Annotated in this window: 15 protein-coding genes and 1 pseudogene; 7 read left to right on the forward strand and 9 right to left on the reverse strand. The window is 67.1% G+C overall.

Annotated elements, in window-relative coordinates; all coding sequences use genetic code 11:
- The first annotated feature begins 18 nt into the window (after positions 1–18).
- Positions 19–669, forward strand: a complete 651-nt coding sequence (locus ACZ9YD_RS02275) for a bifunctional 4-hydroxy-2-oxoglutarate aldolase/2-dehydro-3-deoxy-phosphogluconate aldolase (RefSeq protein WP_465073626.1) — start codon at positions 19–21, stop codon at positions 667–669.
- Between the two features lie 372 nt (positions 670–1041).
- Positions 1042–4221, forward strand: a complete 3180-nt coding sequence (locus ACZ9YD_RS02280; RefSeq protein ID WP_465073523.1) for a discoidin domain-containing protein — start codon at positions 1042–1044, stop codon at positions 4219–4221.
- Positions 4222–4242: 21 nt separating this feature from the next.
- On the opposite strand, the gene ACZ9YD_RS02285 is transcribed toward ACZ9YD_RS02280, so the two are convergent.
- The 9 genes from ACZ9YD_RS02285 to ACZ9YD_RS02325 form a co-directional block, all read right to left on the reverse strand.
- A complete protein-coding gene (locus ACZ9YD_RS02285) occupies positions 4243–6429 on the reverse strand; it encodes a beta-glucosidase (protein WP_465073627.1) in 2187 nt (728 codons plus the stop codon).
- Positions 6430–6604: 175 nt separating this feature from the next.
- Entirely contained in the window at positions 6605–9862 is a 3258-nt protein-coding gene (locus ACZ9YD_RS02290) for a discoidin domain-containing protein (RefSeq protein ID WP_465073524.1), read from the reverse strand.
- A gap of 198 nt (positions 9863–10060) precedes the next feature.
- On the reverse strand, positions 10061–10912 hold the full coding sequence (locus ACZ9YD_RS02295) for a carbohydrate ABC transporter permease (protein WP_465073525.1): 852 nt from the start codon (positions 10910–10912) through the stop codon (positions 10061–10063).
- On the reverse strand, positions 10909–11787 hold the full coding sequence (locus ACZ9YD_RS02300) for a carbohydrate ABC transporter permease (protein ID WP_465073526.1): 879 nt from the start codon (positions 11785–11787) through the stop codon (positions 10909–10911). The genes ACZ9YD_RS02295 and ACZ9YD_RS02300 overlap by 4 nt, the downstream gene beginning before the upstream one ends.
- Positions 11777–13111, reverse strand: coding sequence for a sugar ABC transporter substrate-binding protein (locus tag ACZ9YD_RS02305; RefSeq protein WP_465073628.1), 1335 nt, complete (start codon positions 13109–13111; stop codon positions 11777–11779). The genes ACZ9YD_RS02300 and ACZ9YD_RS02305 overlap by 11 nt, the downstream gene beginning before the upstream one ends.
- A gap of 40 nt (positions 13112–13151) precedes the next feature.
- The gene (locus ACZ9YD_RS02310) at positions 13152–14825 is read right to left on the reverse strand and encodes a glucoamylase family protein (RefSeq protein WP_465073527.1); all 1674 of its coding nucleotides are present in this window, start codon (positions 14823–14825) and stop codon (positions 13152–13154) included.
- 83 nt (positions 14826–14908) lie between these two features.
- Positions 14909–17944, reverse strand: coding sequence for a TonB-dependent receptor (locus ACZ9YD_RS02315; RefSeq protein ID WP_465073528.1), 3036 nt, complete (start codon positions 17942–17944; stop codon positions 14909–14911).
- 213 nt (positions 17945–18157) lie between these two features.
- Positions 18158–19198 carry a LacI family DNA-binding transcriptional regulator gene (locus ACZ9YD_RS02320; protein ID WP_465073529.1) on the reverse strand — a complete coding sequence of 347 codons (1041 nt, stop codon included), beginning with the start codon at positions 19196–19198 and terminating at the stop codon, positions 18158–18160.
- Positions 19199–19341: 143 nt separating this feature from the next.
- Positions 19342–19641 (reverse strand): YciI family protein, encoded by a 300-nt coding sequence (locus tag ACZ9YD_RS02325; RefSeq protein WP_465073530.1) that lies wholly within the window; start codon positions 19639–19641, stop codon positions 19342–19344.
- A 391-nt stretch (positions 19642–20032) separates the two neighbouring features.
- Between ACZ9YD_RS02325 and ACZ9YD_RS02330 the strand changes: the two genes are divergently transcribed.
- From ACZ9YD_RS02330 to ACZ9YD_RS02350, 5 genes and pseudogenes are all read left to right on the forward strand, one after another.
- Positions 20033–20938, forward strand: a complete 906-nt coding sequence (locus tag ACZ9YD_RS02330) for a segregation and condensation protein A (RefSeq protein WP_232138094.1) — start codon at positions 20033–20035, stop codon at positions 20936–20938.
- Positions 20939–20966: 28 nt separating this feature from the next.
- Positions 20967–21839: pseudogene (scpB, locus tag ACZ9YD_RS02335) on the forward strand (SMC-Scp complex subunit ScpB); the annotation flags it as partial.
- Positions 21840–21850: 11 nt separating this feature from the next.
- Complete coding sequence (locus ACZ9YD_RS02340) at positions 21851–23518, forward strand: pseudouridine synthase (RefSeq protein WP_465073531.1); 1668 nt, start codon at positions 21851–21853, stop codon at positions 23516–23518.
- Between the two features lie 183 nt (positions 23519–23701).
- Positions 23702–24151 carry a PaaI family thioesterase gene (locus ACZ9YD_RS02345; RefSeq protein WP_465073532.1) on the forward strand — a complete coding sequence of 150 codons (450 nt, stop codon included), beginning with the start codon at positions 23702–23704 and terminating at the stop codon, positions 24149–24151.
- An 88-nt stretch (positions 24152–24239) separates the two neighbouring features.
- Positions 24240–25352, forward strand: coding sequence for an NAD(P)/FAD-dependent oxidoreductase (locus ACZ9YD_RS02350; RefSeq protein WP_465073533.1), 1113 nt, complete (start codon positions 24240–24242; stop codon positions 25350–25352).
- Positions 25353–25434: the final 82 nt, after the last annotated feature.

Genomic DNA, 25434 nt, shown 5'->3' on the forward strand with positions numbered 1-25434 from the left:
ATGCCCAACGTTTCCACCATGTCCGAGCGCCAGCAGCGCGCTGCCGATATCCTGCGCAAGGCCGGCGTGCTGCCGGTGATCACCGTGCACACCCTCGACGAGGCGCGCGCGATCGCCGATGCGCTGCTCGAAGGCGGCTTGAACACGCTCGAACTCACGCTGCGTACGCCGGTCGCGATCGACGCGCTGGCGATGCTCAAACGCGAGCGCCCGGACATCGTCATCGGCGCCGGCACGATCCTCAACACCGACAACATCCGCGCGTCGATCGATGCCGGCGCAGACTTCCTCGTCACGCCCGGCACGCCGCCGTCTCTGGCGGATGCACTCGCCGAAGCCGATATTCCGGTGGTGCCCGGCGCCGCGACGCCGACCGAATTCATGGCGCTGCGCGAGCGCGGCTTCCGCAACTGCAAGCTGTTCCCGGCCAGCGCCGTCGGCGGTCTCGCGATGCTCAAGGGCCTCGCCGGCCCGCTGCACGACATGCGCTTCTGCCCGACCGGTGGCATCTCCGAATCCAACGCCGCCGAGTTCCTGTCGCAGCCGAACGTGCTGTGCATCGGCGGCTCGTGGATGCTCGACAAGGGCTGGCTGGAAGTCGGCGATTACGCCCGCGTCCGCGAGACCGCGGCGCGTGCGGCGCAGATCGTGCGGGATGTGCGGGGCTGAGGGAGACGCGGTCCGTAGCGTCGTCCCGAACGACCTGATCGGAACTACATCGCTCCTCATCCCGGCGGCTGGCAACAAACGCATGTCTGGTCACGCCGGGATCCAGTGACTCCGGCTGCAGTCACAACAGGTCAGACCGCCGGGTTCTGGCCATCGATTGCGTGTCTTCTTGATCACGCCTCAACAGATTGGATGTCCAGCCATTCGGCTGTTGAACAGCGTTTCGGACCTGCGACGGGCTGACGACTTGCGGCCTTGCCCGCCTGTAGCCGCGAGTGCTCATCAACCCGCGTGGAACGCACACCGCAACGCAGCATGTAACCGCTTCCAGCGAGTGGTAGCGTCCGCTCTCCAGTCGCGGACCACACATGCATGGCAATCAGATCCGGGTGTCCTCAAGCGCGCGTCGGCCAAGTCCGGCGTCGCCGGCGTGTCGCGCCGATCCTGCTCGGCGCCCTGCTCGCCTGGGCATCGACTGCATCCGCCTCTGCATCCCTGCCGCCCCGCAGCGAATGGACGGCCTCGGCCTCGTCGACGCAGGTCGATGCGCTCGCGCCGCAGCACGCGATCGACGGCGATCCCAGGACACGCTGGGGCGGTTCCTTCCTGCCCGGCCACTGGTTCCAGGTGGATCTGGGACGACCGTCCGACGTCGGCGGTGTCGCGATTCTCTGGGACAGCGGATTCCCCGTGCGCTGGACGCTCGAGACGTCGCTCGACGGCACGCAGTGGGACATCGCCTACACCAGCACCGATTCGCGCGGTGATACCGACCTCATCGTGTTCCCGGCGCGCAGTGCGCGCTACGTGCGCATTGCCAGCCCGTCGAAATCGTCCGACTGGGCCACGTCGATTTTCGAGTTCGAACCGGTCGCGGCCGACGCCGCGCCCCGTCTCGATGGTCTGGCGGCCGGCGTCGATGGCGCCGCGCTGTTCGCCGCGGATGCAATGCCGGGCGTCGTTGACGGCGCAGGCCCCACGCCCGGTACGCGGCAACTCGACCTCGCCCTGCCACGTGCCGATGCGATCGCCGGCCTCGAAGTCTGGTGGAGCGGCCCACGCAACGGCGCCACGCTCGAAGCGCGCGATGCCGACGGACGCTGGACCGTGCTGGCCGAGGATCCCGGCCGCGAAGGCACGCGCTCGTGGCTCGCGGGCGATGCACCGCTGTCGCCGACCGCCTTGCGGCTCGTCGTCGGCGAGGTCGACGGGCGTCCGCCCGCGATCGCACGTCTGCGCCTGCTCGGCCCCAAGCAACTGCTGACACCGACGCGGCGCTACGAGATCGTCGCGTCGCGCGCGCACGGCGCGCTGTTTCCGTCGTCGCTGCACCAGCAGCAGGTCTATTGGACCGCGCTCGGCATTCCCGCCGGCCGGCAGAAATCGCTGCTCGATGCCTACGGCAATCTCGAACCCTTCAAGGGCGGCCCGATGCTGCAGGCGGTCTGGCGCGGCAGCGACGGGAAGGCGCGCATCGCCGACAACGATCCGCAGCGTCGCCACGCCCTGCGCGAACGCTGGATGCCGATGCCGTCGGTGGAATGGCAGGGCCAGCGCGATCTGACGGTCCGCAATGAGGCCTTCGCGCTGGAACAGAACGGGCAGCCGGTCACGCTGATGCGCTACCGCCTGCACAACAGCGGCCGCCGGCCGGTCGACGGCACGCTGTCGCTGCTGGTGCGCCCGCTGCAGGTCAATCCACCGTGGCAGCACGGCGGCTGGTCGCCGATCCGGCAGATCGCGATCGACGAGACCGCCGGCCACACCCGCGTGCGTGTCGACGGTCGCACCCTGCTGACCTCGATGACGCCGGTCGGCGCTGCCGGCGCCGCGCCGTTCGGCGCGCATGGCGAGACCGAAATCACCGCCGATGCGGCGCGCGGCACGCCGCCCGCCGCGCGCGAAGCATCGGACGCCGCCGGGCTCGCCGCCGGCATGCTCGCGTATCCCGTGCGTCTGGCACCGGGCGCCACGCAGGACATCGTCATCGCGCTGCCGCTGGGCACCACCGCACTTGATCCCGCGAAGGGAGAGCTCACCGAACCACCGGCGCTCGATTTCGCCGCGCTGACCGGCGATGCCGCGACGCCATCAGAGGCCTTCGATGCGAACGCCGCGCGCATCGCCGCCGGCTGGACCGATCGCTTCGACGCCTTCGACATCCGCCTGCCCGACCAGGACCTCGTCGACATGCTGCGCGCGCAGGGCGCCTACATGCTGATCAACCAGACCGGCCCGGCGATGCAGCCCGGCCCGCGCAACTACAACCGCTCGTTCCTGCGCGATGGCGCCGCGACCGCCGCGGTGCTGCTGCGCATGGGCCAGCCGCAGATCGCGCGCGACTATCTGCGCTGGTATACCGACCACGCGCTCAATCCGAACGGCATGATCTCGCCGATCCTCAACGAGGACGGCAGCATCAACCGCGGCTTCGGTTCGGACGTCGAATACGACAGCCAGGGCCAGTACATCCAGCTCGTCGCCGACGTGGCGCGCCTCGACGGCGGGCCTGAAACGGTGCGCGAATACCTGCCGGCGGTGACAGCCGCGATGCGCTTCCTGCAGGAACTCCGCGAACGCACGCTGGTGGCCGGCTACATGGGCACGCATCCGGCGCCGGAACGCTTCCACGGCATCCTCGCGCCGTCGATCAGCCACGAAGGCTATTCCACGCCGACGCACAGCTACTGGGACGACTTCTACGGCATCAAGGGCTGGCACGACGGCGCCTGGCTCGCCGAGGCACTCGGCGATGCGAAGATCGCACGCTGGGCGCGCGAACAGGGGCGTCTGCTGTCGGATTCGGTCGCCGCCTCGCTGCGCGCGACCATCGCGTGGAAAGGCATCGACTTCATTCCCTCGTCCGCCGATCTCGGCGACAGCGATCCGACCAGCGTGTCGATCGCACTCGATCCTACCGGCGCGCGCCACGTGCTGCCCGAGCGCGAACTGCGCACGACCTTCGACCGCTATCTCGCCAAGCAGTTCGGCGAGCGCAGCGGCCCGGATGCGCTGTGGGCCTACACGCCGTACGAAGTGCGCAACGTGCTGACTTTCGTGCATCTCGACCGCCCGGCCGATGCGCAGACCGTGCTGAAGGGCCTGCTCGCCGACCGCCGTCCGCTCGCGTGGCAGATGTGGCCCGAGGTCGTGCACTCGCGTCCGCGCTATCCCGGCTACATCGGCGATATGCCGCATACGTGGATCGGCGCGGAATACGCGCGCACCCTGGTCGGCATGCTGCTGCATGAAGGTGACGACGGCCTGCAGCTGTTGCCGGGTGCGCCCACGGCATGGCTCGCCGGCGACGGCCTGTCGGTGCGTGCACTGCCGACCGCGTTCGGGCCGCTGACGATGGCGGCCAAGCAGTCCGCCGAGCAGCTCGCCATCACCCTCGGTGATGGCCTGCAGGACAAGGTACCGGTCCAGGTGATCTGGCCGAACCGCACGCGGCCCAAGTCGGTGCGTGTCGATGGCCGCGCCGTGGACGACTTCGATGCGCGCGGCGTGCGCCTGTCGAAGCCGTTCCGGACCCTCGAAGCGCGCTGGTAAGCCTGCGCGCTTCGCCTATCGTCAGTCCAGGCGACGCGCAGGCAGCGTCAGCGCGGTGCGCTCGCCGGCATCGGTGGCCGACTGTCCGAGTACAACGGTGTAGTCACCGGCGGCGATCCGCCAGCTGCGGTCGTCCGGGTGGTAGTCGGCGAACAGGCGCGGCGCCAGCTCGACTTCGACCTCGCGTGTTTCGCCGGGCTGCAGTTCGACGCGATCCCAACCGGCCAGGCGCAGCGGCGTGGCGTGGCCCTGCGGCAGATGCACGTAGATCTGCGGCACCGCCGCGCCTGCACGTTCGCCGGTGTTGCGCACGGTGAAGCGCGCGACGATGCGCGTCCCTTCGGCGCGCACCTGCAGGCCCGATGTCGCAAACGTCGTGTACGACAGACCGTGGCCGAACGCATACCGCGGCGCCAGACCCTTCGCGGCGAACCAGCGGTAGCCGACGTTGGCACCTTCGATGTCGTAGTCGATCGTGTCTTCGGGTTTGTCCGCTGGCTTGAAGCCGAGCCCGGGAATCGTGGGCCGCGGCAGCTGCGAGACGTCGACCGGCCACGTCACCGGCAGATGGCCGGACGGATTCGCCGCGCCGGTCAACAGGCGTGCGATGGCTTCGCCGCCGCGGACGCCCGGATACCAGGCCTGCAGCACACCAGGCACTGCATCGAGCCAAGGCAGTTCGACCGGGCCATTGGTCTGCAGCACGACCACGCTGCGCGGATTGGCCGCGGCAACGGCGGCGATCAACGCGTCCTGCCCGTCGGGCAGACGCATGTCGGGCAGGTCGACCGATTCCGCGGCCCACTGCGTGGCGAACACGATCGCGACATCGGCCTCGCGTGCGAGACGCGCGGCAGCCGCGCGATCGCGACCGTCGACGTAGTCGATGCGCGCATCCGGCAGCGCTTCGCGCAAGGCGAGCAGCGGCGAGGACGGCTGGAACATCACCGGGCCCGGCCAGGTCGTCGGCGCGAGACCGGTGACGGCGGTAGTGCCGCGTGACGTCCAGCCGACCATCGACGACCCGCCGCCGGCGATCACGCCCTTGTCGGCATGTCCGCCGATCACCGCGATACGACGCACGCCGGGCGCGAGCGGCAGTACGCCGTTCTCGTTGCGCAACAGCACCGCACCGGCTTCGGCCGTGCGCTGCGCGACATCGAAACCGGCGGCGTCGAGTGCGTCGTCGACCGGCTGACGCTGCGGCGGATGTTCGAACGCGCCCACGGCGATGAAGCTGCGCAGGATGCGATGGACCATGTCGTCGAGCCGCGTCTGCGGTACCACGCCGGCGCCGACCGCCATGCGCAGCGGCACGTCGAAGTACACGGCCTTGTCGAACACCTCACCCGCCGACTGCTGGTCGAGACCGGCGTTCGCCGCCTTCGATGCGCTGTGCACGCCGCCCCAGTCCGACATCACATAGCCGGGGTAGCGCCAGTCGCGCTTGAGCACGTTGTTGAGCAGCTCGTCGTGTTCGCAGCCGTAAGTGCCGTTGATGCGGTTGTAGCTGCACATCACCGAGCCGGGCTGGCCGATCTCGATCGCGACGTGGAACGCGAGCAGGTCGGATTCGTGCATCGCCCGGTCGCCGATCTCCGCGCTGTGGAAGTTGCGCGCGGTTTCCATGTCGTTGAGCGCGTAGTGCTTCATCGTGGACAGTACGTGCTGCGACTGCACGCCACGGATCGATTCGCCGACCAGGGTGCCCGCCAGCAGCGGATCTTCGCCGGCGTATTCGAAATTGCGGCCGTTGCGGGGATCGCGCTGCAGGTTGACGCTGCCGGCCAGCAGGACGTTGAAGCCCTGCCGCCAGGCTTCGCGGCCCATGGTTTCGCCGCCCTTGAAGGCGATGTCGCGACTCCAGGTCGATGCGGTCATCGGGCCCGACGGCATTGCCGTCGCATGATCGCCGGCGCGCGCACCGCCGGGATTGGTCACGCCGAGGCCGGCATCGACCAGGCCCTGCGACGGAATGCCCAGTCGCGGAATCGGCGCCACGTAACCGGCGGCAGTGAGCGCGTCTTCAGGCTTCTTCTCGCCGATCGCGAAACGGCTGCGGATCAGCGCGAACTTCTCGTCCTGGGTCATCGCCGCCACCAGCAACGCGGCGCGCGCATCCGGAGATTTGGCAGCATCCATCCACGGCTGCGCACTGGTCGCGTCCTGCGCGAACGCGGGCGCGGCCACCAGCAACGCGCATACCAGCATGCGCGTCGACGTCTGGGTCTTCATCGAACTTCCCTCCCCTCGAATGTGGTGCAGGCGCGGCCCATGCGTGCGACAGGCCCTGTATGGAAGCCCCGTCGCGGCAATGAGCCACGCCTGCCTATCAGTGACCCGCGGACGCGCGTTCTCGGGCGCGTCCACGGGATGTCGTGTCTCAGCCCGCGCCCGCGATCCGCACTTTCGCGCCGGCGCGCGTGATGCGCAGTTCGTTGCCGTCCCACTGCGCCGCCTGGCCGTCGATCGTCGTCGCGCCCGGCACGCTCTCATACGGCCACTGCAGCACCAGTCCGCCGTCGGGCAGCCCGCTGCCTGCGGCGATGTCGAGCAGCAGCGCATCGCCGTCGCGGCGTAGCGAATAGCCGACGGTGCCCTGCGGCGTCCGCATCCCACGCAGCGCCACGCCCTCGTTCAACCAGTCGGCGGGCACACCAGCGGCCAGCACCAGGCTGTCGTCGACTTCGCGCACATAGGCGAACATGTCCAGCGCGGAACGCACGAAATCCGAACCCACCCAGGCGTGCGGCAGATCGCCGAGGAAGAACGGCACGCGCGGCGTCGGTGTCACCACTTCGCCCCACTGGTTCCACGGCTGCGGCGCGCGGTGACCGAAGAACCACTCGCGCACTTCGGTCGCACGCTCGCGCCAGCCCAGACGCACGAATGCGGCGACGTTGCGCCATTCGTAGGGCGTGTAGTTCTCCCACTTTTCGCGGCCGTCGCGGCGGGCGGTGAACTTCTCCCAGTAGCGCTCGAAGGTGTTGGTCAGCAGCGGCTCGGGCAGACGGCCCTGCTCGCCGCCCGGGGCGAGCGCGATCGTCGTCGAGGTCGCATCGAAATCGCCGAGTTCGGCGGCACCCGGCAGGAAGTCGATGCCGTGCTGCTCGGCGGCGTTGCGCAGCGACGCGTCCAGATCGACGCGGAATTCGTCGCGCGCAACGGTCATGCGCCGGGCATCGTCGGCCTTGCCCAGCGCTTCGGCGATCTCCACTGCGTCCTTGTACCCGCGCAGCGCCCAGAAGTTGTCCCAGTACGAATGCATGGGCTTGGCCGAATAGCCTTCGTGGCTGATCGACGCCGGCATCATTCCGTAGAAGGCCGCGTTGCGCTTGCGGTTTTCTTCCGTGCGCTCGCTCGCGCGCAGTTCTTCCATGTAGGTGTACGCGCCCAGCACGTGCGGCCACATCTTCTGCAGGAAGGCGTCATCGCCGGTGTAGCGCCAGTACTCGGCGATATTGAAGATCAGCTCGCCATGACTGTCGTTCTCCGGCACCGGATCGCTGCCGCGATCGTCGACGCAGCACGGCACCTTGCCGTTGTCGAACTGGAACGGCGCGTAGAACTCGACATATGCCTTGACGACTTCCGGACGGCCCATACGCAGCAGGCCCTCGGAGATCATCGCGCCGTCGCGGATCCAGCTGCGCGCGTACGAACGCGTGCCCGGCTGCAGCCGCGGCCCGATGCGCGAGATCAGCATGTGCGCCAGCGATGTGCGCAGCGTGTCGGCCAGGTCCTTGCCCGCAGCCGGCACGTCGAAGCCCACTTCATCGAGCTTGCCGTGCCATTCGCGCGCCATTGCGTCCTGCATCGCCTGCGCGTTCCAGTTCGCCGGCGCGCTCGCCATCGTGCCGGTCATCGGAATCAGCAGATCGAACTCGCGCGACTCGCCCGGCGCCAGACGCACGGTGTAGACCAGTGCGCCGGAGGCCATCGCCTGCGGATCCTCGACCTCGGCCGTCGTCGGCCAGGTGCCGGTCGCCAGATGCTCGACGTCCATGCCGGCATCGAACGTGGTCGCGAACGCGGCCTGAGCCGGCTGACGCGCGAACACGCGCGGCTTGCCGTCGACACGCACGCCGTCGGTGGTCACGGCGAGCTGGCGCAGCGGGCTGACGCCACCGGTGATATTAAGGAACTGGGTCGGCGGATTGACCTGCATCGGCCGCACCGCGAGTGCGAGCTGGTAATCGCGCGCCTCGTCGCCCGGATTGCTGAGCCGGTAACGCGCGACCAGCTGCGAATCCTCGGGCGTGCCGCGGGCGAAGCCGGTCACGCGCAGATTCAACGCGTCGTGGGTCCAGTCGACGCTGGGAATCGGCAGGTAATCGTCCTGCAGGGTCTGCGCGATCTTCGCGTCGGCCCAGGTCACCAGCGTGTCGCCGACGCGCACGAAGGGTTCGATCGAGAACCCGCCGGCGGCGACTTCGATCGCCCCGTCCTCGCCGATCAGGCCCTGCTGCAGGCCACCGTCGATGCCGAGGATCGTCCAGTAGGTCTGTTCGCCGCTGAAACCACGCGGGAACTGGCCCTTGGGCCGGTCGGCCGCGACCGCTTCGAGCACATCGTTCGGATGTTCCGACATGCCCAGCGGCTGCACTGCGACTTCCGCGAGCGCGAAGCCGTCGGCCGGTCCTTCGCGCAGATCGAGGCCGATGTAGCGCGCCTCGGCTTCCGGCAGCGCCAGCCAGTCGACATCGCCATTGCCTTCGGTCACTTCACGCACCGGGGTCCACTGCTCGCCATCGGCGGACAGCGACACCGCGTAGCTCGATGCGTGACGACCCGGCTGCCATTGCAGGCGCAGGCCGCCGAACTCGCGCAGCGTGCCGAGATCGAGCACCACGTTCTGCGGCGCCGCATCGGTCGTCCACGCACTCTGCACATTGCCGTCGACGATGTTGCCGACACCATCGGGCGTCGTCGTCGACGCAGCGCTGGCGGTCAACGGCGAGGTGTCGTCGGGCGGCAGCGTCTCAAACGTGAGCTGGTCGAAACAGACCGTGCCCTTGCCGCCGGCATTGTTGTAGATCGTGAACTCGAGCTTTTCGGTCGCGCGCAGGGTCTTGTCCTGCTCCGGACCCCAGGCCTTGTCGATATGGCGCTTGCGATAGCGGATGTCGGTCCACTCGGTCGGGAAGTCGTACTTCGGCCGGTTGACCCACCACACGTTGTCGCCGCTGGCGTCGACGACCTTGAACTGCAGATCGTTGGCCGGCGATTCGCCGCGCATGCGGAACGCGAAGCGATAGTTCTCCGGGTACGTCATCTTCAGATCGCGCTGAATGCCGACATGGCCGGACACGCCGTTGTAGTCGTAGTCCAGACACAGCGCCTTGCCGCCTTCGACATCGATCTGGCGCAGCGTGCCGGTGACCTGGTTCGAGGTCACGACGGTCCACGTCGACGGATCTTCGAAGTCGTCGAGAATGCGGACGCCCTCGCCCGCTGCAGGCGCGGCGGCGTCGCCGGTCGGCGTCGGGGAGACGTTGCAGGCCGCGAGCGCGGTGGTCAGCGCTGCGATGCCGGCGACGCGCGCGATGCGGGAACGGTCGGACGACGCGATGGCGCCGTCAGCCAGCGTCATGTCGGTATCGGCAGGCGCGCGCGTGGCGCGGGTGTCGAGGGTCTTCATGCGGTGCGGTGGCTCCGTGGTTCGGACGGGTTTTGCGGTTTGATTCGATAGTTGTGTGGGAGCGCGCTTGCGCGCGAATGGGCTTACCCGGTCAAGCCCCATCGCGCGCAAGCGCGCTCCTACAGGGTCTCCACCGCCTTCGATGGCGCGACATCGAAGGCTCCGGAAAGCCTTCGCCAGCCATCCGTGGCCGGGCGTTCAACCCTTGACGCTGCCCAACAACAATCCCTGGATGTAGTAGCGCTGCAGCGCGAGGAACAACAGCAGCACCGGAATCACGGTGACGACGGCGCCGGCCATCATCATCTCGACGTCCTGGATGTGCTCGCGCGACAACGCGGCCAGCGCCACCGGCAACGTGTAATTGGTCTGGTCGGTCAGCACGATCAGCGGCCACATGAAATCGTTCCACGCGGCCATGAAGGTGAAGATGGTCAGCGTCACCAGCACCGGCTTGAGCATCGGCAGCACGATCTGGAAGAAGATCCGCATCTCGCCGGCGCCGTCGATGCGCGCGGCTTCGAGCAGCTCATCGGGGATCGAACGCGCGTACTGGCGCACAAGGAAAATACCGAACACCGTCGCGAGGCCCGGGATGACGACCGCGCCGAAACTGTTGACCAAGCCGAGGCCCTTCATCATCAGGAACAGCGGCAGCATCGCCACCTGCGCGGGAATCACCAGCGCCGCGAGCAGGATCTGGAAAATCCGCTCGCGACCCTTGAAGCGCAGCTTCGCGAAGGCATAGCCGGCCATGGTGTTGATCAGCAGCGCGCCGACCGTGATCGCCGCCGAGATCATCAGGCTGTTGGCGAAATAGCGCCCCATTCCGGCGCGCGCGAACAGCTCGTGGTAGTTGTCGAAGGTGATCGCCGACGGCAGCAGCGGCGGCGGAAACCCACTCGCCTCGCCAGTCGGCATGAACGACACCGACAGCATCCATACCAGCGGCGCGAGCGCGACGACCGCCAGCGCGACCAGCGCGCCGTTGACCGCCCAGGCCGACCAGCGCGTCGCGCCGACTTCGTGATACGCCGCGATCCGGCTCATACCAGCTCCCGCTTGCGCCCGAAGCGCAGCAGCAATGTCGTGACGCCGAGGATGATCAGGAACAGCAGGAACGCCACCGCCGACGCGCGGCCGAGGTTCCACCACATGAAGCCTTCCTCGTACATGAAGTACAGCACGCTCACCGTGCTTTGCAGCGGATCGCCGCGCGTCATCACGTAGGGCTCGGCGAACAGCTGGAAATAACCGGACACGGTGATCACCGCGACCACCAGCAGCACCGGACCGAGCATCGGCAGCGTGACGTGCACGAACTGCTTCCAGCGCGACGCACCGTCGATGCGCGCGGCTTCGTACAGGTCTTCGGGAATCGCGGCCAGACCGGCGATGAAGATCACCATGTTGTAGCCGAAGTTCTTCCACACCGCGAACAGGATGATCGTCGGCATCGCCCACGCGGGATCGCCCAGCCAATCGACCGGCGCGATGCCGATATGGCCGAGCGCCCAGTTCACCAGGCCGTAGCTGGTGTGGAACAGATAACGCCAGATCACCGCGACCGCGACCAGCGTGGTCACCACCGGCGCGAACAGGGCGGTGCGGAACAGACCCTTTAAGCGTGCGACCTTGGCGTTGAGCAGCAGCGCGGCGCCTAGCGAGACACCGATCGACAGCGGCACGCCGATGACGACGAAGTACGCGGTATTGCCGAGCGACTTCCAGAACAGCGGCGTCTGCAGCAGATCGAAATAATTGCCGAGCGCGACGAAGCGCAGGTTCGACATGTCCGACAGCGCGTACAGATCGAAGTCGGTCAGGCTCAGCAGCAGCGCGGACGCCACCGGAATGCCGAAGAAGATGCCGAGCACGATCAGCGCCGGCCCGGCGAAGATCCAGCCTGCGGTACTAGCGCGCATGGGCGGCACCCCGGTCGGTGGTGGGCGGCGCGCCGAGCGCACCGACGACCTTGCCTTCTTCCGCCTCGCGCTCACGCACCCAGCGGCGCTTCTCCAGCAGCGTGTCCACGCGCGCGTCGAGCGCCTGCAGCGCCTCGTCCTGCGCCATGCCACCGCGCACGACGCGTTCGCTCATCAGGCGCATCTCCTGCACGATCCGCTCCCACTCCAGCACCTTCGGTGTCGGCTCGACGCGTTCGAGCTGGTCGCGGAACGCTTGCGCATACGGGTCTTCGCGCAGCTGCGGGAACTCCCAGGTGCTGCGGCGCGGCGGCAGGTTGCCGATCATTGCGTGGAAGCGCTGCTGGATCTCCGGGCGCGACAGGAACTCCATCAACTGCCAGCTCGCCTCCTTGTTCGGCGAATCGCGGAACATCACCAGCGACGTGCCGCCGGCGATGCCCGCACCCGGACCGTCGGGACCGGGCAACGGCGCGGTGCCCCACTGGTCCTGCAGTTCGGCCGGCAGGCGATTGCGGAACTCGCGGATGTTCCAGGGACCGGAGACGTAGAACGAGAAGAAGCCGCGACCGAATTCGTCCCAGACGTTGGAAATCTGGGTCTCCGACATCCGCGGCGCCCAGCCCTGCTCGAACATGTTGGTGTAGAAGCCCAGCGCACGGCTGAAACCGGGACTGGTGAAGTTGCCGCGGCTGTCGTCGTCGCGCAGCAGCGGATCGCTCTGCTGCAGGCCGAACGACAGCAGCTGCTCGAACTCGTTGAGCGGCAGCATCGTCGCGTAACGGTCGGGACCGACGTGCGCCTTGACCGCCGCCATCGCGGTTTCCCACTCCTGCCACGTACGCGGCAGGGTGTCGACGCCGGCCGCGGCGAGGATGTCCTTGCGATAGAAGATCAGGCGCGTGTCGACGTACCACGGCACACCGAGCAGCGTGTCGTCGACGACATTGGTATGCCAGATGCCGGGGAAGTAGTCGGATTCTTCGATGACATCGGACGCATCGACACGCGACTGTAGTGGCTCCAGCGCGCCGAGCACCGCGAACTCCGGCACCCAGGTATTGCCGAGCTGGCAGATGTCGGGCAAGGCATCGGCCGCGAACGCGGTCAGCAGTTTCTCATGCGCGGACGTCCACGGAATCTGCTGGATCTCGACCCGGATGTCCGGATGTTCGCGCTCGAAATCACGCACCAGTTCCGACACGACCTCGGCCTCGCGGCCCATCGCCCAGAAGCGGACGACGGTCTGCTCGTCGCGTCGCGCGCAAGCTGCGAGCAGCACGAGCGCGAGCAACAGGCAGACGAGACGCGCCGCCGCGGAGATGCGACGGGCACCAGGATCGCGTCGGAATGCGCGCAAGGTCTTACTCCGCCGGAACCGGATCGGACGCGCGCGACGGCGCCGGTGCCGGCGTGCGGCCATCGCGATCGGACGTCTGGCTTGCATTCGCAGCGCGCGATTCGGCGATACCCATCGAACGCGCCATCGCCGCGTCGGCATCCGGCGGACCCGAATCCTTTGGCTCGTCTTCGCCGGCCAGCCAGCCGCCGGTGAAGCCCGCGCGTTCCAGACCGGCGCGGATGTACGGGTTCTTCTTCATCACGTTCCAGACGAAGTCGTTCCGGTAGTTCGCGATCATCGCCAGGATCGGGCCCTGGTCGATCGCGATGTAATCGCTCGCCACCCAGCCCTTGCCCGGCACGATGCGACCGGTCTTCAGCGGCACGCCTTCATACGTGAAGCTCGGGTTGAAAGAATCGAGGAAGCCGTAGCTCGAGTACAGATAGTCACCGTAACGACGATGCATCTCTTCGGTTGCCGGAATCACGATCTCGGGCGCGAATGCGATCGACGCAACCGCTGCCGTCGGCGCGATCGTGCCGTCGTCGAACGCGACATCCAGACCTGCGCCGCGTGCGCTGTAGTGACGGAACTCGCGCTGCTGCCCGTTGAAATCCTGGTCGGTGCGCTGCGGACCGTCGCTGGCTGTCAGGCCCCAGACGTTCTCACCGTAGTCCTTCCAGCCCATCGGATTGTCGATCGCGTACTGACGCTGCGCATAGGTCGCGCGGCGACTGTTCTCGAAGTAGTCGATGCCGCGGCGCTGCATGTAGTCATCGCGGATACCGCGGAAATCGACCCACACGTGCGTGTACTGGTGACCGAAGTGCGGCGCAAAGCTCAGGTATTCCTGGCCACGGAACACACCCCACAGCTTGTCATAGGTGCGCGTCCAGACTTCCCAGGCTTCGGGGCCGACCGGATGCGTCGGCGAACCGAGCGCGAGGATGTAGACCAGCATCGCCTCGTCGTAACCGGTCCAGTCGTGCTCGATGAAACCGCTCTCGGGATACCAGCCCATCGAGATCAGCGGCTTGCGCTGCTGGAGGAACGGCCAGCGCACGTTGCGGTACAGCTGGTCGGCGAGCTTGCGGATCTCCGCCTCGCGCGGATCGTCACGGTCGTAGTACGACTGCGTGAACAACACGCCCATCATCAACAGGCCGGTGTCCACGCTCGACAGCTCGACCCACGGCTCGAACCGGTGGCCGTCCTGCATGTCGATGAAGTGATAGAAGAACCCCTGATGCCCGCCCGTGCCGGTGGCCTGCGGGCCCATCTTGACGCTGCTGAGGAACTTCAGCGTGGTCAGCGTGCGATCCACGGCCTGCGTGCGGCTCACCCAGCCACGCTCGATGCCGATCGGATACGCCGTCAACGCGTAACCGACCGCGGCGACGCTGGAGAACGGACGCGATGGGAAGCGGTCCGGCGTCAGGCCATTGACCTCGTTGGTCGTATCCCAGAAATACTGGAACGTGCGGCGCTCGATATCGGCGAACAGCGGCGGCAACTCGGGCGGCCCCTTCACTTCTTCCTCCACCGGCGCAGCCACCTCCGGCACCTGCTCGATGGGTCCGGGTTTCGGCGGTGGCACATCGGGCTCGGCAGGTGCCTGCTCGCCGCAGCCAGCCAGGAACAACGCGGCAAGCGCGACGAGAATCAGGAGTTGAAACGCACGGAGACGGGATTGCATCGTGAAGGAAACCTCGCGCTGAAATCGTTTACAGGGGACAGTATAAAACTGCCGGTACCCCGAAGGGGACCGGCAGCGGGTTTTTACCAGTCGATACCGAAGGACAGCTTGAACGTGCGCGTCGGCAGCAGAATCTCGTTGCCGCTGCGGGTGCCGAAATCCTCGTTCACGACCAGTGCCGGGTCGTCGATGCCCCAGCCACCGCGGTTCAGGTCGTACTGGTTCCAGTTGCGCCAGTTGAACGCATTGAGCACGTCGGCGCGGACCTTGAAGGAGAGATCCGTTCCGGTGTCCCAGCGACGCTCAAGCGAGAAATCGAACTGCTTGAATCCAAAAGTGCCTTCCGGCGTGTAAGGATCGGCGAAGCAGTACGGATTGCCCGGTGCCGGATCCGCGACGCAGTTGGTTGCCACGCGCGGTGTCGGACTTGCCACGATGAGCTTGGCACTGAACGTGGTCTGCCATGGCAGCTCGTAGATGCCCGACAGCACCAGACGATGCCTGGCCAGACCGGTCGAACGGTAGAAGCGCTGGTCGACACGCGAACCGTCGAAATAGAACGACTCGCCATTCGATGCATCGGAGCGGTTCTCCTTAGCGTCGCTGAAGGTGTAGGCGACGTTGAAGCCCCAGCCCGAATCTTCGGTGTACGGCTTATCGAACGACAGCAGCAATGAATTGAGATCGTACTCGATGCCGTTGTCACCAAGAATCAGGTTGCCATATCCGGGGATCGGCTGATCGAATGGCACCCCGCCCGATATCGCATCCGGCGCACCCTCGACATCGTGGAAGCTGCCGTCTTCATACCGGTTGCCAAGGCGGAAGTAGATGCCGTCACGGCTACGGATGTGCGCGACCGTCGCCGAGGTGCTCCAGTTGTGACCCATCACCATCCACTGGCTGCGTACGCCGAGGCTGAACTGGTCGGAATATGGCGTTTTTAGGTCGTTGTTGAGCGCGTACACCTCACCACCCGATCGCGGATTCGCGGCGACATAAGCATCAACACCCTCCTGTGTCAGCAGGGCCGGGTCGAATGGCACGCAGTTCGACGCTGTCGCGGGATCGCATTGGTGGATAGGTGTGTTGAACAGGACTTCATAACTGGTGAACGCACCACCGTAATACTCGCGCGCCATCTGGTCGAAGATGTTGCGGTCGTAGGCGCGACCGGCACCACCGAACAGCACGTGCGTTTCGTCGCCGCTGAGGTCGTAGGAGAAGCCGAGGCGCGGCTGCCAGGCGTTCTTCTGGTTCTTGCGGTTCTGACCGTTGCTGATGAAATCTTCGACGTTATAATCGGCGTTGTCTAGATTGCTCCAGCCGCGCAGTGCAGCGGCGACGCCCGGATCCATCACGTTGTCGGTATAGCTCGGATTGTCTTCGTAGTCCCAGCGCAGGCCGAGATTCAGCGTCAAGCGGTCAGTGACTTCCCAGTCGTCCTGGATATAGATGCCGAACTGCTTGTTGCTCGATTCCACATTGGGATTGCGACCCTCGAGCGGCGCGGAGAACGTCATACGGTACGGCTGCGTCAGGTTCTCGTTGACGTCATAGAAGTACTGCGGGAACGGCGGATTCTGCTGGAAGGCGTTGAGATCCACCTGCTTGTACTTCACGCCCATCTTGACGGTGTGGCCTTCCCAGCCGAAGAACGTCAGGTCGTTCTGCAGGCCGATGCCGCGCTGCCCCTTGTCCTGAAAGCTCGGGCCGCCTCCCACGTTGAGCACTCCCAGGCGCAGATTGGCCGGGTTGTTGGGGTCCACGATCGTGTACCGCTGGCCGGGTGCCGCGGTTACCGGCACCGGGTTGTAGGCAGCGTCTTCGAACGTGACGTGTGCGTCGTTCAACCAATCGGTCGCGCTGAACTGATACCGCAGGTCGACGCGCGTTTCGTCATTGGTGATGTTGGTTGCGAACGACGGCGTGCTGATGTCGTCGCCTGGATTGATCTGGTCTTCTGACCGCTGGCGCACCGACAGTTCGATCAGATGCGCCTCGGCCAACTGCAGGCTCAACTTGCCGAAATACAGATCCTGATTGAACGGCACGCTGTAGCCGCCGTAGAGGCTGGCAAGATCGGCTGGCAGCAGTGAGGGATCGAACACCGTCGGCGGGCGCGTGTCCTTCGGCACGACGAAATCCTTGGCGTCGTAGGCCACGAAGAAATGCAGGCGGTCCTGGATGATCGGGCCTCCCAGGGTGACACCGTACTGCTCGGTCACCTGCTTCTGCTGGACACCGTCCTCGATCTCGCGCGGCGTGCGCGCCGACCACTCGTTCGCAGTGCGGTCGTAGAAGAAGCTGCCGCTGAAATCGTTGGTGCCCGACTTGGTGACCGCAGTCACCGCCGCGCTGCTGATCTGGTCGTACTCGGCCTTGTAGTTCGACGTAATGACCTTGTACTCGCCGATCGCCGACTGCGGGAACGGATTGCCGCGACTGTCGTCCTGACCGGTGATGCCGCCCGGCGTCACGTAGTTCTTCTGGCCCACGCCGTCGATGAAGACATTGATGTTGCTCGACCCCTGCGCACCGCTGCGCAGCTGCGACTCGGTACCGTTGGGCGAGTTGACGAACTGCATACCCGGCACGGTGTCGGCGAAGGCGAGAAAGTTGCGCGAGTTCTGCGGCAGCGACTCGATCTGCTTCTGCGACACGTAGGTCGCGATTTCCGACGTCTTGGTTTCCACCAGCACGTCGGCGGTGACGGTCACCGCGTCGAGATCGGTGGCTTCGCCCGCAGACGCCGCTTCAGCGACGCCGCCCACACCCAGGTTGAGCGTGGCGGTCTGGCCGATCGCGACGGTCACCGTCTGCGATGTGCTCTGCCCGTTCGCTTCAACCTGCAGCTGATAGGTGCCCGGCGGCAGACCCGCAAGGTTGTAGCTGCCATTCGCGCTGACACCGACACTGCGGGTCAGGCCGGTGCCCGTGTTCACAGCGGTGATGCGCGCCTCGCTGGCGGGCGCAGAGTCCACCATCACCTGGCCGCGGATCGTGGCCGATGTGGACTGCGCCATCAGCGCAGGCGCGGCCATCGCCAGGCAGCCGCCGAGCGCGAGACTGAGCAGTGAGCGCGAGAAGGCGCGCGGCCGGTTGTGGGTATGTGTCATGTCGTCGGTCTCTATCAGGGGATATTGGTTCGAACGGCATTCCCGCCGCCCCGTATGCCGCACAGCGGCCGTGTCACCTCGAACGTCCGTCGAAAAGACCCACGACACATTCGCCAACATGCGACGTCACCCGTGCGCCCCTGCACGCACGGTGATGCATCGGTATCGGACTTGATGTCATGCAACCCCTCCCAAGGCGCTGACGTCGGCCGGTCATGACCGGGTCGACGGCTCTCCACTGGACGATGACGTTGCGGCAGTGCCGCTCGAATCACGGATCACGAGTGCAGGTTCGAGCAGTGCGGTATGCACCGCGCTCTCCGTTTCCCCAGCAGCCTCGATCTCCAGCAACGCTTTCAATGCGCGCGCGCCCAGTTCAGCGATGTCGACGCGCATCGTCGTTAGCGATGGGTGAACATAGCGTGCAAGCGGGATATCGTCGAAGCCAACAACTGCGATCTCCGCAGGCGTGCGCACACCGCCTCGACCAAGTGCATACAAACACCCGATTGCCATCATGTCGTTGGCCGCAAAGACCGCGTCGGGACGCGCGTCGAGCGCAAGCAGCGCCTGCCCTGCGCGGTGGCCAGAGTCTTCGTCGAACTGGCCGGGCAACTCCCATGGGGTGTACCCATCGCCCGCGGCGGCCAGCGCATCGCGATACCCGCGCTTGCGCTCACGTGCGTCGTCGTTGTCTTCAGGTCCGTCGATGAAGGCGATGCGCTTGTAACCTGCGTCGACCAGATGCGCGACCATCGCGCGCGCGCCGCCGTAGTTGTCGATGCCGACCGACAGTTGCGGGCGACCCTGGGCGGCATTGATCAACACGATCGGCAGGCTGGCGTCGACATTGCGCTCGAGGAAATCGACGTCGTGCACGTACGGCGACATCAGTAGCAGACCGTCGACGCGGCCGCGCATCGCACGCAGCGCAGCGCCCTGCTCTTCCGGGTTGCCGTGATAGCTCGAGACCAGCAGATGCTGGCCGCGGGTGCGAGCGACCTGGTCGATGCCGCGCATCAGTTCGGAGAAGAACTCGCCGTGAATGTCGGGCAGTACGACGCCCACGGTCTGGGTGCGCCGGCTGCTCAGGCTGCGCGCGGCATGGTGCGGGCTGTAACGCAGTTCGGCGGCAACGGCGAGCACCCGCTCGCGCACAGCCTCGGCCACGTTCTGATGACCGTTGAGCGCGCGCGAGACCGTGGCCACCGACACGCTGGCCGCCTTGGCCACATCCTTGATCGTCACGCTCAAACCGCACCCTCCCGCTCCCGCGATGGGCCGGACTGTAAGCGTTTCCACAACGTCATGTAAACCGGATGTAACGAAGAATCGATGCTGCACTGCACTATAAATGCAGCGATCTGCGGCCTATTTCGCCGATCGTGCTATCGCGCTCAAGGCAGGACCTGACGGAACGGCCGCACGTCGACACGCGCATAGACGCCAGCGTCCACGTACGGATCGGCGTCCGCCCACGCACGCGCATCCGCCAGCGACTCGAATTCGGCGATGACGATGCTGCCGCTGAAACCCGCCGGACCCGGATCTTCGGCATCGATCGCCGGGCACGGGCCAGCCAGCAGCAACCGTCCTGCATCGCGCAGCGCGACCAGACGCGCAAGGTGCGCCGGACGTGCCTCGCCGCGGCGGGCGAGCACGTCCTCGCCGTCATAGCCTTCGATCGCGTACCACATGGCAATTCCCGTCCGTTCGTGAGGCGCGCAGTGTAGCGAGCGCACACGCTGGACAGGTCCGGCAGGCACCGCGTACTCTGTGCACCAGCATCCGGCCAGTTCGCCGCCCGTCACGTCTTCAGACGCTGCCGCACGCGGTCGCCCCACCGGCCCGGTCCAACGCCCTTCCGATCTCCGCGCCTGCCCCGCATGCAGACGCGCTTCGCGCTTGGCGACGACCGACCCAGACGAAGATGTTCCGCAGCACTGTTGTCCCCGCGCCGGCCCGAGCCGCGCAACCGACCGGATCCGCTTTCCCGCGGCCCGCCGAGCCGTCGCCCCGCCCTGTCAGCGATCCACTGCCCGTGATCCATTCTCCGCGCCCGAGCGCCCCGCCGCTGTTGCCTATCGAATGACACAGCCTGCATCCGACGCCAAGGCGTCCGCCCATGCCGTCCAGCCGCAACAGCAGGAATTCCCGCTGGCGCTGGTGCACGGCCAGCCGGTGCTGCAGATCCCGCAGGATCTGTACATCCCGCCGGATGCGCTGGAAGTCATCCTCGACGCGTTCGAGGGCCCGCTCGACCTGTTGCTCTACCTGATCCGCCGCCAGAACCTCGACATCCTCGATATCCCGGTTGCCGACATCACCAAGCAGTACGTCGCCTACATCGGCGTGATGCAGGAGCTGCGGTTCGAGCTCGCCGCCGAATACCTGGTGATGGCCGCGATCCTGGCCGAGATCAAATCGCGGATGCTGCTGCCGCGGCCGCCGGCCGATGAACTTGACGAAGGCGATCCGCGCGCCGAGCTGGTGCGCCGGTTGCAGGAGTACGAACGTTTCAAGCAGGCGGCCGAAGACATCGACCGGCTGCCGCGCCAGGATCGCGACACCGCGCCGGCGCAGGCCACATTGCCGGAGCGCACGATCAACCGCGATCCGCCGCCGGTCGATCTGCGCGAGATGTTGCTGGCGCTGCACGACGTGCTCAAGCGCGCCGAGCTGTTCACCGGTCATGCGATCCGTCGCGATGCCCTGAGCGTGCGCCAGCGCATGGGCGAAGTGCTGACCCGGCTCACCGGCGGTCATTTCCACCGCTTCGAGTCGCTGTTCGAACCCGAGGAAGGCCGGCTGGGCGTCGTGGTGACGTTTCTGTCGATCCTCGAGCTCACCAAGGAACGCCTGCTCGACATCGTGCAGGAGGCGCCGCTGGCGCCGATATACATCAAGTCGCTCGCCGATGCCGACGGCGCCGCGCCACCGACCACGTTCTCCAGCGAGTTCGACGATGACGTCCCCGAACCCGCCCAGTCCTGACCACCGACCGGATCTCCGAACAGTCCCGATGGAACAGACCTTCATCAATCGCATCGTCGAAGCGGCCCTGCTCGCCTCGTCGCAGCCGCTGACCGCGGCGCAGCTGGAAACGCTGTTCACGCTCGACGAACCCGCGCCCGAGGGCAGCCTCAAGCAGGCGCTCGTCGATCTGCAGGCCGCCTGTGACGATCGCGGCGTGGAACTCGTGGAGCTGGCTTCGGGCTGGCGCTATCAGGTGCGCGGCGACGTCCACGGCTGGGTGTCCCGACTGTGGACCGAGCGCCAGACCAAGTACACGCGCGCCACGCTGGAAACCCTGGCGCTGATCGCCTATCGCCAGCCGATCACCCGCGGCGAGATCGAGCAGGTGCGCGGTGTGGCGACCAACAGCAACATCATCAAGGCGCTCGAGGAGCGCGAGTGGATCCGCGTCGTCGGCCACCGCGACATGCCGGGCCGTCCGGAACTGCTCGGCACGACCAAGGGGTTTCTCGATTACTTCGGCCTGCGCCGTCTCGACGACCTGCCGCCGCTGTCGGAACTCAAGGATTTCGCCGAGCTCGATCCGCAGATGCGCTTCGCCGGCACCGAGATCGCCGACCGCTCGGTCGGCGGCATCGCGTCCGCCAACGACGACACCGCGGCTGACGACGCCGACATCGATACAGACGCGGCAGACGACACCACACATGACGCGGACGACGGCAGCGATGCCGCCTCCGCCGACGACGACGTTCCGCACGACGTGCAGGACGCCGGAGCAGCACCCGGAGACGACGACGGCGACAGCGCCGGCGACGTCTCCGATGAAGACACCCAGACCCCGTCCGACATCCCGTCCGACGACGACACCGCAACACCCAACGCACAAGACGCCCTCGCCGCAGACGGCGACAGCGACCGGAGCCATTCATGACGCAACATCGCAACACCGACAAACCCGCCCGTTCACCGCTGTCGCTCAAGCGCGGCGAAGCCCCGGCCGCGGATGCCGCGCCCAAGCTTGAAGAGCGCCTGCACAAGGTGCTGGCCCAGGCCGGCCTCGGCTCGCGCCGCGCGCTCGAGCAGCGCATCGCCGACGGCCTGGTCAAGGTCAACGGCGAAGTCGCCCAGACCGGCATGTCGATCAAGGGCAGCGACCGCATCGAGCTCGACGGCAAGGTGTTCGTCGCCAGCGCGCTGACCGAACCGGCGCGCGTGCTGATCTACAACAAGCCCGAAGGCGAAGTCACCACGCGCGAAGATCCCGAAGGTCGTCCGACGATCTTCGAGGCCCTGCCCGCGCTCAAGGGTGCGCGCTGGATCGCGATCGGTCGCCTCGACATCAACACCACCGGCCTGCTGCTGCTGACCACCGACGGCGAACTCGCGAACGCGATGATGCATCCGTCGTACGAAGTCGAACGCGAGTACGTGTGCCGCGTGCGCGCGCCGGAAGGCGAAGAGACCGTGTCCGACAAGCTCGTCGATCGCCTCAAGCGCGGCGTCGCGTTGGAAGACGGCCCGGCCAAGTTCGACGAGATCGAGCGCATCGGCGGCACCGATTCGCACGACTGGTTCCAGGTGCTGCTCAAGGAGGGCCGCAACCGCGAAGTGCGCCGCCTGTGGGAATCGCAGGGCTGTCAGGTCAGCCGTCTCAAGCGCGTGCGCTACGGCCAGGTCACGCTGCCGCAGCCGTTGTTGCGCGGCCAGTCGCAGGAACTGGCGGATGTGCAGGTCGAATCGCTGCGCAAGGAACTCAAGCTCGAGGAAGGTCCGCCGCCGGCGTTGACGCTGCAGCCGGTCATCGGCCAGCGCAAGGCCGCCAAGTCGACCGTACATATGAGCAAGGGCAGCGCCGGCAAGGCCTACGTCAACGGCCAGAACAGTGGCGCGGATGAAGGGCGTGAGCTGCGTCGCTTCGACAATGTGCGCGAAGACCGCGGCCGTGGCCGTGGCGGCCCGCGCAAGCCGCACGGCGGCCTGACGGTCAGCGGCGACGCCGCGGCCAAGCAGTCGCAGAAGCCGTTCAAGCAGCGTGCCGACAAGGGCGCGCGCGCCCTGCCCGAGGGCAATCCCGCCGCGTTCCGCACCTGGTACGTGCCGGACGGCGTGGAGACCGGCCCGACCGGTCATCGCAATGCCGACGGCCGCGGACCGAAGAAGCCCTACGGCGGCGCAGGCGGTCCGGGCGGCGCGAAGAAGCGCGGCCCGGGTGGTCCTGGCGGCGGTGGACAGGGTCCGCGCGGTGCAGGCGGCGGTGGCCCGCGCGGTCCAGGCGGTGGCGGTGGTGGCGGACAGGGTCCGTGGGCCTCGCGTCCGGCCGGCGGTGGCGGTGGCCCGGGTCGCCCGCGTGCGCCCTACGGCCATCCCGACAGCGCGCCGAGCTTCCCGTCAGACCACGCCAACCCCGGCAGCTTCAATCCGAACGCCGGCCCGCGCGGTCCGCGTCCGGGTGGCGGCAACCGTGGCCCGAAGGGTCCGGGCGGTCCCGGTGCACGCGGCCCCGGTGGTCCCGGTGGCGGCAATCGTGGTCCGGGCGGACGTCCGCCGGGCGGCGGCAATCGCGGCCCGCGCAGTGGCGGTGGCGGCGGTCGCTGATCGCACGCACTTTGTGATGTGTTGACGCACGGGGCCTTCGGGCCCCGTGTTCGTTTTGCGGTACGCGGAGTCATGTCGGAGCGCGCTTGCGCGCTCAGGGCATTGCCGGGAAAGCTGCATCTCGCGCGAGCGCGCTCCTGCGAAGCGTCGTTACACTTTCGCGACTCGAAACGGAACTGCTGCATGGCCATCACCGGCGACGCCATCAACGATCTGATCCGCGCGAACGCGCCGGCGGCGATGCACGCCCTGCTCCCGCCGCCGTGCCTGCTCGACATGCAGGGCGAGTTCCTCGAATACGAAGACGGCGTGCGCATGTCGCTGCGTTTCCCGGTGCTGCCGCGCTACCGCAATCCGATGGGCAACATGCAGGGCGGTTTCATCGTCGCCGCGCTCGACAACACGCTCGGCCCGTTTTCGTATCTGATCGCGCCGCCGAGCGTCACCGCGACGCTCAACACGCAGTACCTGCGGCCGGTCACCCCGGACACCACGCACATCCTCTGCGAGGCGAGACTGGTCGCCCGTACGCGCAACGTGCTGCATCTCGCTGCCGAAGCGCGCAGCGAGGACGGCAAGATCTATGTGCTGTGCCAGGCCACGCAACAGATCCTGCCGCCACGCGGCGCCTGAGACTTCATACCCGCTTCACCGCGCCGCCATCGGCGCTCCACCGCTGCGATCGAAACTGGCGCCTCGCTCGTGAGTGGAGATCGCCGGTTTGGATGGATATGCGCAATTCGATTTCGATGTCGTCGTGGTGGGCGCGAGCTTCGCCGGCGCCGCGTGTGCGCTGGCCGCGCGCGAAGCGGGCTTGCGGGTCTGTGTGCTCGAACGCAAGCACGATCCCGGCATCCGCCTGCACACGACCGGCATCATCGTCGCCGAAGCGTTTTCGCAGACCCGGCTCGGCCGCATGCCGCCAGCGCTCTGTCGCCAGGTGCCGCGCGTACAGCTGTACGCCCCGAGTCTGGACAGCCTGCAGTTGCAGGCCGACGACTACGCGTTCCTGACCACCGACACGCCGAACGTGCTGCGCTGGCTGGCCGAAGAGATGCGCGAGGCGGGCGTCGATCTGCGGCTGATGCAGTCGTTCACCGATGCGCAGCGTGACGGCGACGGCTGGCAGATCGCTGGGCTCGGCAGCACACGCTGGCTGATCGGCGCCGACGGCGCGAAATCACGCGTCGCCCAGCGCGCCGGTCTCGGTCTGGTCGACGCATTTCTCTACGGCGTCGAACATGAATTCCACGGCGCGACGCTGGCCGAGCCCGATGCCCTGCACTGCTTCATCAGCCGCACGCTCGCGCCGGGTTATATCGGTTGGGCCGCGCAATCGCCGACCGGCGTGCAGCTCGGACTCGCGTTCCGGCATCGCGCGGATCGTCATGGCGTGCCGGATATCGACGGCTTCCGTGCAAGCGTCGGGATGCGTCTGGGCCTGCCGCCGACGCTGTCGCCTGATGCCACGCGCGCAGGCCTGATTCCCTGCGGTGGCCCGGTCAAGCAGCTCGCCGCACCGGGCGTGATCCTGACCGGCGATGCGGCCGGCATCGTGTCGCCATTGACTGCCGGCGGCATCCATTCGGCCTGGGCGCACGGCGAGGCGATCGGCCGCGCGATCGCCCTGCACCGGATCGGCGCCGATATCTCACCAGAGCGGATCGCTGACACCGCCGCGCCACGCTTCCGCGCGAAGCGCTGCCTGCGCTGGGCTTTCGATCATCTGCAGCTGGACTGGCCGGTGAATCTGCTGCTGCATTCACCGCTGCTGCGTCGCGCCGCCGAACAGGTCTATTTCCATCGCCGCGGCCGGCGCCGCGGATCCGCATGAATCCCGAACCGCACATACGAAAACGCGCCCGCCGGAGCGGACGCGTTTCGGGTGCTTCACTCGCGGCGCCTAAGCGCCGCTC

This window comes from Luteimonas sp. AC640a, from assembly GCF_979256585.1.